The organism is Streptomyces sp. XY431 (assembly GCF_001279805.1).
GTDB lineage: Bacteria > Actinomycetota > Actinomycetes > Streptomycetales > Streptomycetaceae > Kitasatospora > Kitasatospora purpeofusca.
Map to the genome: position 1 here is coordinate 17,857 of NZ_LGDO01000002.1, position 12,479 is coordinate 30,335.

Sequence of the window (12,479 nt, forward strand, 5' to 3'; positions counted from 1 at the left end):
CGTCCGGCCGGTGACCAGGCCGCGCACGCCGGCCATCAGTGCCCAGAGCAGGAGGGGGAATGCGGCGGCCCGTTCCGTACCCCCATGCCGAGGCCGGCGTACTGGTGGGAGAGGAACAGCCCCAGGGCGGCGAGGGCGGTGGCTCCCAGTGCGGTGGAGCCCTGTCGCAGGGCGGACGGTATGCGTTGCGACAGGCCGAATCCCGTGAGAACGAGGCCGATGTTGCCTGTTGCCATGATGAGGAGGAGGACGCGCTGCGAGCGCTGGCGAAGCTGGAGCAGGTGCTGCCCTCGCGGCTGCGCCGACGGGTGCGGGCGCTCCAGGCGTACACCGTGACCGTGCCCGCCGACCGTCCCGCGCCGGCCGTCTCGGCGGAGGTGCTGACCACGCTGGTGTCCGCCTGCCGCGACCGGGAACGGCTGCGCTTCGACTACCTGGACCACGGCGGCTCCTCCACCCTCCGGATCGTGGAGCCCTACCGGGCGGTGAACTGGGGACGGCGCTGGTACCTGGTGGCATGGGACGTCGAACGCGAGGACTGGCGAACGTTCAGGGTCGACCGGATCCGGCCCCGCACCCCGGCCGGGCCGCGCTTCGCCCCGCGCGAGCTGCCCGGCGGCGACGCGGCCTCGTACGTCGCCCGCCGGGTGTCGGGCGCGGCCTGGCGCTACCACGCGCGGGTGGAGGTCCACGCGCCGGCGGCGGCGGTGATCGAACGGATCAACCCCGCGGTCGGGTCGGTGGAGGCCGTCGACGCGAGCAGGTGCCTGTTGACCACCGGCGCCGACACGGTGCAGAGCCTCGCCGTCCACCTGGGCATGCTCGACCTCGACTTCGACGTCACCGAGCCGCCGGAGCTGGTCGCACACCTGCGCCGACTCGCCTCGCGCTACACCCGCTCCACTCCCCCGGACCACTGACGCACGTGTCAGGGCCCTGCGCTCCACGACGGCTGGTGGACGGCGCACACGCCGCCACCTGAGGCCCGCGTACTCGGCGTCCGCAAGCACGTCCGACTAGGGTCGACGACATGCGTCTGAGTACCGTGATCCTCCCCATCCACCGATGGGGCGAGGGACAGAAGATCTGGCGACGAGCCGAGGAACTCGGCTTCCATGCCGCCTACACCTACGACCACCTGTCCTGGCGGTCGTTCCGGGACGAGCCGTGGTTCGGGTCTGTCCCGACCCTGACGGCAGCGGCCACCGCGACCGAGCGGATCCGGCTGGGAACGCTCGTGACCTCGCCGAACTTTCGCCACCCGGTGACGCTGGCGAAGGAGCTGATCACGCTGGACGACGTGTCCGGCGGGCGGCTGACGCTGGGGATCGGGGCCGGGGGGACGGGGTACGACGCGACGGCGACGGGGCAGGAGGCCTGGTCGCCGAAGGAGCGGGCGGACCGGTTCGGGGAGTTCCTGCCGCTGCTGGACGAGCTGCTGACCAGCGACGCCACGACCCGCGAGGGTGAGTACTACTCGGCGGTGGAGGCGCGGAACATCCCCGGCTGCGTGCAGACGCCGCGGGTGCCGTTCTACGTCGCGGCGACCGGTCCGCGCGGACTGGGGCTGGCGGCGGAGTACGGGCAGGGCTGGGTGACGTACGGGGACCCGCGCGGGCCGGCGGACGTGCCGGTGGAGCAGGCGCCCGAGGTGATCGCCAAGCAGATCGAGAAGCTGACGGCGGCCTGCGAGGCACGGGGACGGGACGTCGGCGAGCTGGAGAAGGTGCTGCTCCAGGGCTCGACCGCGGAGAAGCCGCTGCAGTCGGTGGACGCCTTCGTGGACTGGGCGGGACGGTACCGGGAGCTGGGCATCACCGAGCTGGTGATCCACTGGCCGGTCCCGGACTCGATCTTCGAGAACGACCTGGCCGTCTTCGAGAAGATCGCCACCGAGGGCCTGGCCAGGCTGGGCTGAGCGGTACAGCCGACGCGTCCTCGGTACCCGGTACGCCCTGAAGGCCGCTCGTGCCCGCCGGCGCGGACCGGGCCCCGGTCGGGTTCAACGCCGCAGCCAGCTCAGCAGGGTCGCCGCCGTGAACACCGTGCCCGAGGCCAGAAGGACCGCGCGCGGGGTCAGCCACCCGGGGCCTTCCGAGGGCCGGGGCTGCGGGGCCGGAGCCAGCAGCGCGTCCGCGAAGGCCCGGGCGGTCGGCGGGCGGTCCGCCGGCTCGACGGACATCGCGGCCCGCAGCAGCAGGGCGACGTGCGGGGGCAGCTCCGCCCCGGCCGGGAGCTCCGGCAGCGTCGAGGCGGTCGGCCGGTCGGTCATCATGGCCGTGGCGCGCCCGCCCGGGCCGAACGGCTTCTGCCCGGTCAGCAGCTCGTAGGCCACCACGGCCAGCGCGTACACGTCGGCCCGCCCGTCGAACCCGCCGGTCTGGAAGGCCTGTTCCGGTGCCATGTACGCGGGCGTGCCGGTGGTCACCGTCAGCCCGGACGCGTCGGCCAGCTGCTTGGCGCTGCCCAGATCCGCCACCAGCACCGCGGCGGGCGCGGGGTCGGTGGCGAGCAGCAGGTTGGACGGCTTGACGTCGCGGTGCACCACGCCGGCCTCGTGCAGGACCTGGACCGCGTGGCCGGCCTCCGCGGCCAGCCGCAGCGCCTCCTGCGGGTCGCACTGCCCGACCCGGTCCGCCAGGGTGCCGCCGCGTACGAGGTCCATGACGAAGTAGGGCCGGTCCTCCTGCACCCCGACGTCGTGCACCCGGACCACCCGCGGGCTGGCGATCCGGCGCAGCAGCCTCGCCTCCGCCAGGAACCGCTCGCGCACATCGGCGTTGGCGGCCCAGTTCTCGGCCAGCACCTTCACCGCGACCTCGGTGTCGAGCTCCGGGTCGTAGGCCTTCCAGACCGTGGCGAAGGAGCCGGCGCCGAGCCGCTCCAGAAGGAGGTAACGGCCGAGCTTGCGCATGTGGCAGCATTCTGCCGGAGTCGGGTGGAGTGCGGAACTCCTCTTCGGCGGACGCGATACCGGGCGGGACGGAACGGGGGATCCGGATGTTCGAGGAAGGTGAGCTGGAACGGCTCGTGGCCGCCGCTCGGGCGGGCGACCCGGGGGCGATGGAGTACCTGCTGGCCAAGCTGCGGCCGGTGGTGCTGCGCCGCTGCTCGCGCTTCCTGCCCCACCACGCCGACGCGGAGGAGGCCGCTCAGGACGCGCTGCTGTCCATCAGCAGGCACCTGGGCGAGTACGGCGGCCGCGGCTCCTTCCTGGGCTGGGTGACGGTGATCGCCTCGAACGCCGCCCGGTCCACCTACCGCTCGATGCGCCGGCGCGCCGAGGACAGCCACGCCGACCTCCCCGAGTCCGTCGACCCGCGCACCACCAGCGTCATCGCCGGGACCCGGCTCGACGTGATGGAGGCGCTGGCCGCGCTGGAGCAGCAGCACCCCGCGCTGGTGGAGTCCTTCGTGCTGCGCGACCTGGGCGACCTGACCTACGCCCAGGTGGCCGAGGAGCTGGACACCCCGATGGGCACGGTCAAGGACCGGATCCAGAAGGCCCGCCGCTTCATGCGCGAGCGCCTGGTCACCGGTCAGTGAACGGCGGTCCCGCGGCGGGCGGCGGCCACGCCGTCGTCCGGGTCCGGTCCGCCGTCGCCGCCCTGGTCGTGGCCGCCGCGCTCGGGCTGGCGACCGGCCGGTTCGTCCTGCCGCCGCCCGCCGGCGCCACCGCGCACCCGGCAGGGCGGTCCGCTCCCGCGACGACGGCGCCCGCCTCCGCCTCCGCCTCGCCGACCGGTGCGTCCGGGGCGACCGGGGCGACCGGGCCGGTGACGACCGCGAACCTGCTGGAACCCGTGGCGTTCCGCCCGGAGGTCGCCGTCGGGCGGATCCACGTCACCGACCGGTACGGCGACGGGTTCTACGCCAACCCGGCCTGCACCGGCGAGAAGACCCTCACGCAGACCCTCGGCGGGCCCGGTGCCCACTTCCGCGGACTGACGACCAGCCTCCGCACCGACCCGGACGACCCCACCCGGGCCACCGACCAGGTCGACCAGGTCGCCCGCGAGGTCGCCGCCGAGGCCCCGAGCCCTTCCCTGGCGCAGAACTTCACCGAGCGCCTGCTGCTGGAGCAGCTGCCCTGCCAGGAGGCACCAGCGGGGCACTGGGTCTACGGAAGGACCACGACGCTGCGGCTCGCCCCGGACGTCACCGCGAGCTGGATGGGCACCTACGAGGGACTCCTCAACACCACCGGCAGGGCGCCGGAGGGCGAGGAGCCCTGCGGCGGCATCGCCGTACTGCGCAACGGCAGCCACTACGGGGTGCTGGAGGTCCATGCCTGCCTGGGGACGGCCGCGATGGACCGCGTCGTCAGGACCGCTCTGTCACAGCTGTGAAACAGCCGGTCGGGGCTCCGACTTTCCCTCCCCCGGCGGCATCTCCCCGGTTGTACGAGGACGCAGCAGGCGTCCCGACCAGCAGGGGGACCAGATGACCGAGAACCGGGCCGTCCAGCACCAGGCCGTCCAGCAGAAGTCCGTTCGCCGCAACCGGGTCGCCGCCGCGGCCTGCGTCGCCGCCGCACTGATCGCGGTCAGCGTCGTCGGCACCCGGTCGGCCACCGCCGACGAGCCCGCGCACCGCGCCGCGACGACCGCCCAGCCGGCCGCGGCCGCCGTCCCCGCACCTGGGCCCGGACTCGGCTCCGCCGCCCTCGTCCAGAGCGAGGACTACTTCCGGCAGGGCCTGAACCCGGTCGGCGCGACCGTCGCCCTGACCGGACGCCAGGGGCTGTCCGCCTGCTCCGGCGAGACGACGATGCGCGACCTGACCAAGGGCTCGGCCACCGCCTACGCATCCGTGACCTGGACCCTCGACACGAACGGCCTGCTGATCGAGTCGGCCGCGAGCGCCCCCACCGGGACGGCGGCCACCGCCTGGGAGCAGCAGCTCGTCGCGCTCGTCCAGGACTGCCAGGACGAGCCCGCCGGACACTGGCACTACGGCGCGGCCCACACCCTGACCGCCGCCGGCGGCACCGCCCGCTGGTACCCGTCCTACAACGGCGACGGCGCCGCCAGTGGCGGGGTCGCCGTCCTGCGCAGCGGTACCAGGGTCGCCCTCGTCGAGGTCACCGGCGCTGCGGCCTCGGTCGAAGGCATCACCACGGCGGCCCTGAAGCGCCTCGCCTCCTGAGCGGTGGCCCCGCCCGCGCCGGCGGGCGGGGCCGCCTTCTTCCGTGATCCGGAACAGGACCGCGCATACTGGCGGTATGCTTGCCTCATGGCAGCCACCACGCGGATCACCGTCACCCTGCCCACCGAGCAGGTCGTCGAGCTGAAGAAGCTCACGGACAACGTCTCCGGCTACGTGGCCGAGGCCGTAGCCCGGCAGATCAGGCACCAACTGCTCGGCGAGGAACTCCGCCGCTACGAGGAGGAGCACGGCGCCTTCACGGAGGAGGAGCTCACTTCCGCGCACGCGAGGATCTTCGGTCCGTCCGAACCCGGCAGCGGAGCGGCCGCCGCGTGAGTGAGCGCATCGAGACCGTCGTCCTGGACTCCCAGGGGATGTCCGCCTGGATCTCGCAGGACCGTGGCGTCCTCGCACTGATCAAGGCGTTCCATGCGATGGCGGCCGGTCTGGTGATCGGCGCCAACACCATCGTGGAGATCTCGCACGCCAAGGCGAACACCGCCCGAATGAACTGGGTCCTCTCCCAGGTCCGGATCGAGCCGGTGACCGAGCATGCCGCCAGGGCCTCCGCGGCACTGCTCAAGCAGGCCGGTCTGCACGGCCACAAGTACGCCATCGACGCTACCGTCGCCGAGACGGCCCTCCGCCAGCCAGGGCCGGTGGCCATGCTCACCTCGGACGTCGACGACATGGCCAGGCTCTGCGGCGACCGGGTCCGGCTCATCGCTATCTGAGCCCAGCGACGCCGACCGCACCGCCTCCCGCCCCCTCCTTCAGGGGTGGGGCCGTTGGGCGGGGAGCTGGAGGGGGTGCGTCGGGGTGGTGCGGCGGGCGAGGTCGGCGAGGGTGTCGAAGAGGATGTCGCCGATCAGGACCGGCTCGCGGGAGGGCGGCGGGGCGTCCTCGGGGGCGGTCGGGGGGCTCTCGTCTCGGACCTGGCGAGTTGGCATGGCTCTTCCTGCCGACGGGGTGGCCGAGGGGAGTCCTGCCCGGTCGGGGCGGTGGGACACCCCGGGGGCGGGGTGATCGGCCGGAAACCGGTGCGGCCGGGGCCGAAAGGTGCCGCAAAGATCGATCCGGCGGCCGGACCACCCGCCCCGGTGACCTCCCGGCGGCGGTGGGCGAAGATGGGTCGGTGACCACACCGCGCACCGCTCCCCCGATCCGGCTGATCGCCACCGACCTGGACGGCACCCTGCTCTGCTCCGGCGGCACCGTCACCGGGCGCACCGCCGCCGCCCTGGCCGCCGCCGAGGCGGCCGGGATCCAGGTGGTGTTCGTGACCGGCCGTCCGCCGCGCTGGATGCAACAGGTGAGCGCGCACATCGGCGGCCACGGGGTGGCGATCTGCTCGAACGGCGGCGCCGTGGTGGACGTGCACCGCGGCGAGCTGCTGGAGTCGTTCCCGCTGGGGGAGGCGGAGGCGCTCGCCGTGGTCGGGCGGTTGCGGGCCAAGCTGCCGGGCATCGCGTTCGCCTTCGAGTACCCGGCCGGGTTCGCCCGCGAGCCCGGCTACGAGGTCCGGATGTGGGGGCAGGACGAGAACCACCCGATCGGTCCGGCGGAGGAGCTGCTCGGCACCGGCGGGCCGGTGCGCGGGCTGTTCAAGCTGCTCGCCAAGCACCCGGACCTGGACCCGGACAAGCTGCTCGGCGAGGCCAGGGAGGCCGCCGGGGACCTCGCCGAGATCACCCGCTCGGCTCCGATCCCGCTGCTGGAGATCAGCGCGCCCGGCGTCACCAAGGCCAGCACGCTGGCCCGTTGGTGCGCCGGGCGGGGCATCGGCCCGAGCGAGGTGGTGGCCTTCGGCGACATGCCGAACGACCTGGAGATGCTGGACTGGGCGGGTACCGCGTACGCCGTCGCCAACGCCCACCCGCAGGTGCTGGCGGCGGTGGAGCTGCACACCGTGAGCAACGAGCAGGACGGCGTCGCCGCGGTGCTGGAGGAGATCCTCCGGCACCGCGGCGAGTAGGGCGGGCAGGCGAGCAGGGACGCGGCGGGCGGGGACGGGGGCGGGTCCGGTTACCCGAAGCGGCCGTTGACGTAGTCCGAGGTCCGCTGGTCGCGCGGGTGGTGGAAGACCTGCTCGGTCGGCCCGTGCTCGACGATCCGGCCCGGGGTGTCGTGGGTGGCCAGGAAGAACGCGCAGGTCTGCGAGACACGCTGGGCCTGCTGCATGTTGTGGGTGACGATCACGATGGTGAGCTGCCCGCGCAGCTCCGCGATGGTCTCCTCGACCCGGCGGGTGGAGGTCGGGTCGAGCGCCGAGCACGGCTCGTCCATCAGCAGGATGTCCGGCGAGACAGCGAGCGACCGCGCGATGCACAGGCGCTGCTGCTGGCCGCCGGAGAGCGAGCCGCCCGGGGCCTCCAGCCGGCCGGCCACCTCGTCCCAGAGGCCGGCCTGGCGCAGGCTGGTCTCCACCAGGTGCTCGCGCTCGTCCCTGGTGACCTTGATGCCGGCGAGCTTGAGCCCGCTGGCGACGTTGTCCTTGATGGACATCGCCGGGAACGGGTTGGGCCGCTGGAACACCATGCCGATCCGGCGGCGCACCTCGGCCGGGCGGCGGCCGGGGCGGTAGACGTCGTCGCCGTCCAGCAGCACCTCGCCGGAGAGCGCGGCGCCGCGGACCATCTCGTGCATCCGGTTGAGGATCCGCAGGTAGGTGGACTTGCCGCAGCCGGACGGTCCGATCAGGGCCGTCACCTCGCCGGCCGGCATGGCGAGCGAGACCCGCTCCAGCACCTTGCGGGCGCCGAACCAGGCGGAGACCTCGCGGGTCTCCAGCCCGGCCAGCACGGGCTCCTCGGGGTAGCCCTGGAAGTGCGCGTCCTGCGGGTAGAGCAGCTGCTGCCCGTCGCTTCCGGCGTGTCCGGCCTGACCGGCGTGTCCGGCCTGTCCGGCGTAGCCGCCGTCGGCGCCCGCCGGGACGGCGGGCAGGGTGATCGTGGTCTCGGCCGGGTCGCCCGGCCCGTGGCTGGGCGGTACGTGGGTCATCGGTGCATCCGTCATCGGTACGGTCCTCCGGGCGCGCGTCAGTAGAGATTGGGCAGCAGGGCGGCGGCGTTCTCGTAGACCGCCCAGAGCAGCGCGCCGACGACCGGCGCGAGGCTGAGGTAGGCGGCCGAGCGGTGCCAGTACCGGGCCAGCACCAGGACGGCGACCACCGCACCGAGCAGTCCCAGCGTCCACAGCTGCAGCGCGGCCAGCGCGCCCTTGTCGGCGGCCAGCGCCTTGTCGTACGGCACGGTGGCGGGACGCCCGCCGGGGTTGGCCACCGGGTCGCCGTCCAGCCGGGCCCCGATCATCACCGTCGACTCCGGGATCCAGTCGGAGTCGCTGGTCACCAGCACCAGCCGGTTGCGGACCGGGTCGACGACCGGGTGGTCCTCGTCGCCGTACACATTGACGGTGTAGGTGAACCTGCCCTGGCCGGTGGTGGCCTCGATCTTGTCGCCGACCCGCAGCTTGTTCAGCTCGCCGAACGGCGCCCCGAAGGTCGCCCCCCGGCCGAACAGCACCGCCACCCCGGTCTGCCCGGGCAGCGCGGTGTCCCGGCGGTGGCCGGGGCCGCGCATGAGGTCCCGGCCGGTGGTGCCCTCCACCACGACCACCTGGTGCAGCCCGATCGCCGGGATGTCCAGCAGCGCGACGGGGGAGCCGTCGGCGGCCTTGCCGGTCGGGGCGGTCGCCTTGCCGAGCTGGTCCCGGAAGGACTTGTAGGCGGTGGACTGGAAGTGCTTCTGCTGGATGTGCGACAGCGTGAACAGGTAGCCGACGAAGCCCATGGTGAGCACCGCGAGCAGGCTCACCGCCCAGGCCGCCTGAAGGAACCTGACCCGCTTGGCCGTCCGGCCGGAGCCGTCGGACCCGGCCGGAGCGGTCTCCGGGGCCGGGGCGGCGGGCGGCGCCGCGTCCGCCGGGGCCGGCGCGGACGGCGCCGTCCCGGCGGGCTTCTCCAGGGCGGGCGCCGTCATGACCGGCCGCCCGTCTGCGAGCGGCGGCGCAGCAGCCGACGGCCGAGCAGCGGCGGGACGATGACGACGGCGAGCAGTTCGAGCGCGGTGAGCGTGCTCAGGGTCCAGTCCTCCGGACGGCCCGCGACCTCGACCACGTCCGCGGCCACCTCGGTGGCGGTACCGCTGCCGCGGCCGCGCGCGACCACCTGGCCGGTCTGCGGGTCGACGACCTCCTCGACGCCCTGGCCGTCGCCCCCGTCGGCCGCCGCGTTCGGGTCGCCGGTCTCGGCGGCCGCGGCGTTGGGGTCGGCCGCCGCCCCGCCGCCGGTGTCACCGCCGGTGCCGCCCGTGGTGCCGGCGCCGCCGGTGGTGCCCGCGCCGCCGGTGGTGCCGGTGCCGGTGGAGCCGGGGGACTTGGTGGTGGTGGCCTTGCCGGTGTTCCCGGCGCCGCCCGTCGCGGCCGCACCGCCGGTCGCGCCGCCCGTGGCCGCGCCGCCGGTGTTCCCGCCGCCGCCGGTGGCCGCGCCGCCCGCCGCGCCGGCTCCGCCGGCGGCCGCGCCGCCCGAGCCCGAACCGGACCCCGAGCCGGAGCCGCCCGCTGCCGCGCCACCGGTGGAGGCGGAGCCGCCCGAGGTGGTTCCGCCCGACACCGGCTTGCCGTTCTCCACCTTGCAGTCCAGCGGGGTGCCCTTGGCGTCGCAGGGGCTGGGCTGCGGGGCGTTCTTCAGAACGGTCAGCTCCTCACCGGTGAAGGTCGGGTTGGGGCAGTTGGCGAGCGAGTTGGGGTCGACCGAGCTGGCGTTGCCCGGGATGTGCGTGGTCTGCAGGATGCCGCCGCGGACCAGGTTGCGGGGGATCGGCGAGTACCCCAGCTCGTCGGCCTTCCCCTGGCCGGCGCAGAGCACGTAGGAGATGAAGCGGCTGAGCGCGCTGCCCTTCTCGTCGTTGAAGCGCGGCGGCGGCGGGAGCGCGGCGTCCTTGCGCGGGACGATCAGGTAGCTGTAGCTGGAGACCGGGTAGGACCGCGGGTCGTTGTTGGTGTAGACGCCGTCGAGGTTCTGCTGCAGGAAGTTCGGGTCGCTCGCCGGGGTGTTGTCGTCGACGCCGCGGATCCTGGCGGCGGTCAGGGCGACGGCGACGTTGGAGGCGGTGGGCAGGGTGTAGTACCCGGCCGGGTTCAGCACCTTGACGACCGGCCAGTTGCTGCCCTTGGCGAAGGCGTACTCGTCGTAGCCGATGGTGCCCTCGCCCGCGGAGCCCATGATGTAGTTGGCGACGACGTCGGAGCCGTTCAGCGCCATCATCCGGCCGGACCTCGGGAAGAACTCCGTGTAGTCGCCGCAGGGGACGTTGTTGATGCCCTTGCAGTAGCCCTCCCAGTCCGCCGGGTAGGTGTGCTGCATCCACCGGGTGAACTGGGCGGTGGCGCCCGAGCCGTCCGAGCGGACGATCGGGGTGATCTGGATCGAGGGCAGCGCCCTGCCGTAGTCGGCGGTGATCTTCGGGTCGTTCCAGTTGTTGATCTTGCCGGTGAAGATCTCGACGATGGTCTTGGGCGAGAGCCGCAGGTCGCGGACCTGCTTGCCGCCGACGGTCAGCTTGTACATGAACGCGGTGCCGCCCGCGGTGATCGGGACGTAGGAGTACCCGTAGACCGGGTTCTCGACGTTGCCCGCTCCGCCGCTGTGGCCGCCCTGGCCGAGGCCGGTGTCCTCCTGGGTACGGAAGGGCACGTCGGAGGCGGTGAAGTCGTTCTGGCCGATCGCCCACTGGTTGCGGCCGGCGGCGGAGCCGGACGGACTGAAGTTGATCTTGATGCCCAGCGGGTTGACGTCATTGCGCCACTGGTCGATGGCCGGACCGGCCCAGCTCGACCCGTCGGCGTTCAGCGAGGTGGCCGCGAACGCCGGGACGGCCTGTCCCAGCAGCAGTGCCGCCGCGGTGAGGCACAGGGTGAGCAGCATGGCGGCGGTACGTGCCACGGGTCGGCGAACAGCCTCCCACGACATGGGAACTCCTCGGGTACGGTGGGTGGTTGTTTCGGACATCAGCTCGCTCCTGCCGCGGCGGTTCCGGAAGTGCGGTGCGTACCGGCCACGGCGGGTCCGGCGGCCACGACCGTCCGGCGCTCAAGGGCGGCGCGCTCGGCGGCCCGGGCCCCCCGTTCGATCCGGCGGCGCTGGCGCCGGGTCAGCTGACCGGGGCGGCGGCCGCCGAGCACACGCGCGGTGACGAAGAGGACCAGCACGATGACCATCAGGGTCAGCGCCGCCGCGAAGGCCCGCGCGACCATGTCCGGGTACGGCTGCTTGACGTAGTTCCAGATGTAGAGCGGCAGCGACACCTGGCGGTCGTGGAACGGGTTGGCGTTCATCTGGGTGGTGAAACCCGCGGTGAGCAGCACCGGCGAGGTCTCGCCGACACCGCGCGCCATGCCGAGCACGACCGCGGTCACCAGACCGGGCCGGGCGGTCGGCAGCACGACGTTCCAGACCGTGCGCCACTGACTGGCGCCGAGGGCGAAGGAGGCCTCCCGCAGCGTGCCCGGCACCAGCCGGATCACCACCTCGGCGGCGCGGGTGACGATCGGCATCATCATCACCGTCAGGGCCAGCGAGGCGGCGAAGCCGCTCTTCTCGAAGCCCAGGGTGATGATCACAACGCCGAGGATGAAGAGACCGGCCACGATGGACGGCAGCGCCGTCATCGCCTCCACCAGGGTCCGCACCGGGCGGGCCATCCGGCCCCCGACCTCGGACATGAAGACCGCCGCCGAGATGCCCAGCGGCACCGCGAACAGCGTGGCCAGGCCCAGCTGTTCGAGCGAGCCGACGATCGCGTGGAGCGCGCCGCCCGAGGTGATCGGGGAGAGCGCGGAGGTCGTCTCCATCGACTGGGTGAAGAAGTTGAGGTGCTGGGCGGCCTCGTAGCCGCGCATCGCGACATAGCCGATCTGGTCGAAGATCAGCCCCACCACCGCCAGACCCGCGCTCCAGGCGAGCACCGACACCAGCCGCTCGCGCACCAGCAGCGCGCCCCACTGGAGCCGGCCGAGCACGGTGTAGCCGACGAGGAACAGCAGGTACCAGCAGAGCACGAAGCCGAACGCGCCGCTGAACGGCATGACGCGCTCGTAGAGGATCCAGTCCAGCGCCAGTGATCCGGTCGCGGCGCCGAGGATCGTCAGCACGTCCTCACGGGTCACCCCGCCGATCCTGATCCGGCGCTCGGGCGGTGGCGCGGTCCTCGGCGAGGCCGGGGCCCGGTCCGGGGCCGGGGCCGCAGTGGTTTCGGCCGGCAGATCGAGTGTGGTCATCGGGTCGTCCCTTCACGACGGGGCGGCAGCAGGCGGGGGCGGGATGTACGGTC

General features: G+C 73.4%; 14 protein-coding genes. 8 read left to right on the top strand and 6 right to left on the bottom strand.

The window, feature by feature from the left end; translation table 11 throughout:
* Window positions 1-59: 59 nt before the first annotated feature.
* Both ADK60_RS00825 and ADK60_RS00830 read left to right on the top strand, forming a co-directional pair.
* Window positions 60-920, top strand: a complete 861-nt coding sequence (locus ADK60_RS00825) for a helix-turn-helix transcriptional regulator (RefSeq protein ID WP_079007942.1) — start codon at window positions 60-62, stop codon at window positions 918-920.
* A 110-nt stretch (window positions 921-1,030) separates the two neighbouring features.
* Window positions 1,031-1,918: an LLM class flavin-dependent oxidoreductase gene (locus ADK60_RS00830; RefSeq protein ID WP_053642354.1), complete on the top strand. Its 888-nt coding sequence runs from the start codon at window positions 1,031-1,033 to the stop codon at window positions 1,916-1,918.
* Between the two features lie 84 nt (window positions 1,919-2,002).
* Here ADK60_RS00830 and ADK60_RS00835 read toward each other — a convergent pair whose 3' ends face one another.
* Window positions 2,003-2,914, bottom strand: a complete 912-nt coding sequence (locus ADK60_RS00835; RefSeq protein WP_053642356.1) for a serine/threonine-protein kinase — start codon at window positions 2,912-2,914, stop codon at window positions 2,003-2,005.
* Window positions 2,915-3,000: 86 nt separating this feature from the next.
* Between ADK60_RS00835 and ADK60_RS00840 the strand changes: the two genes are divergently transcribed.
* The 5 genes from ADK60_RS00840 (at window position 3,001) to ADK60_RS00860 (ending at window position 5,882) form a co-directional block, all read left to right on the top strand.
* Window positions 3,001-3,546 (top strand): RNA polymerase sigma factor, encoded by a 546-nt coding sequence (locus ADK60_RS00840; RefSeq protein WP_053642358.1) that lies wholly within the window; start codon window positions 3,001-3,003, stop codon window positions 3,544-3,546.
* Window positions 3,543-4,349 carry a hypothetical protein gene (locus tag ADK60_RS00845; protein ID WP_053642360.1) on the top strand — a complete coding sequence of 269 codons (807 nt, stop codon included), beginning with the start codon at window positions 3,543-3,545 and terminating at the stop codon, window positions 4,347-4,349. Before ADK60_RS00840 ends, ADK60_RS00845 begins: the two co-directional genes overlap by 4 nt.
* Window positions 4,350-4,443: 94 nt before the next feature.
* Window positions 4,444-5,148, top strand: coding sequence for a hypothetical protein (locus ADK60_RS00850; protein WP_053642362.1), 705 nt, complete (start codon window positions 4,444-4,446; stop codon window positions 5,146-5,148).
* Between the two features lie 87 nt (window positions 5,149-5,235).
* Window positions 5,236-5,484, top strand: a complete 249-nt coding sequence (locus ADK60_RS00855) for a type II toxin-antitoxin system CcdA family antitoxin (protein WP_053642364.1) — start codon at window positions 5,236-5,238, stop codon at window positions 5,482-5,484.
* Window positions 5,481-5,882 (top strand): DNA-binding protein, encoded by a 402-nt coding sequence (locus ADK60_RS00860; RefSeq protein ID WP_053642366.1) that lies wholly within the window; start codon window positions 5,481-5,483, stop codon window positions 5,880-5,882. The genes ADK60_RS00855 and ADK60_RS00860 overlap by 4 nt, the downstream gene beginning before the upstream one ends.
* Window positions 5,883-5,921: 39 nt before the next feature.
* Here ADK60_RS00860 and ADK60_RS44355 read toward each other — a convergent pair whose 3' ends face one another.
* Entirely contained in the window at window positions 5,922-6,098 is a 177-nt protein-coding gene (locus ADK60_RS44355) for a hypothetical protein (RefSeq protein ID WP_159400247.1), read from the bottom strand.
* 185 nt (window positions 6,099-6,283) lie between these two features.
* On the opposite strand from ADK60_RS44355, the gene ADK60_RS00865 reads away from it, so the two are divergent.
* The gene (locus ADK60_RS00865) at window positions 6,284-7,123 is read left to right on the top strand and encodes an HAD family hydrolase (protein WP_234370879.1); all 840 of its coding nucleotides are present in this window, start codon (window positions 6,284-6,286) and stop codon (window positions 7,121-7,123) included.
* A 50-nt stretch (window positions 7,124-7,173) separates the two neighbouring features.
* On the opposite strand, the gene ADK60_RS00870 is transcribed toward ADK60_RS00865, so the two are convergent.
* The 4 genes from ADK60_RS00870 to pstA all read right to left on the bottom strand — a co-directional run bounded on the left by ADK60_RS00870 (window position 7,174) and on the right by pstA (window position 12,426).
* Window positions 7,174-7,950, bottom strand: a complete 777-nt coding sequence (locus ADK60_RS00870; protein ID WP_199839560.1) for a phosphate ABC transporter ATP-binding protein — start codon at window positions 7,948-7,950, stop codon at window positions 7,174-7,176.
* Window positions 7,951-8,186: 236 nt separating this feature from the next.
* Window positions 8,187-9,128 carry a sortase gene (locus ADK60_RS00875; RefSeq protein WP_053642370.1) on the bottom strand — a complete coding sequence of 314 codons (942 nt, stop codon included), beginning with the start codon at window positions 9,126-9,128 and terminating at the stop codon, window positions 8,187-8,189.
* A complete protein-coding gene (locus ADK60_RS47375; RefSeq protein WP_286185238.1) occupies window positions 9,125-11,092 on the bottom strand; it encodes a substrate-binding domain-containing protein in 1,968 nt (655 codons plus the stop codon). Before ADK60_RS47375 ends, ADK60_RS00875 begins: the two co-directional genes overlap by 4 nt.
* 65 nt (window positions 11,093-11,157) lie before the next feature.
* Entirely contained in the window at window positions 11,158-12,426 is a 1,269-nt protein-coding gene (gene pstA / locus ADK60_RS00885; RefSeq protein WP_079007943.1) for a phosphate ABC transporter permease PstA, read from the bottom strand.
* Window positions 12,427-12,479: the final 53 nt, after the last annotated feature.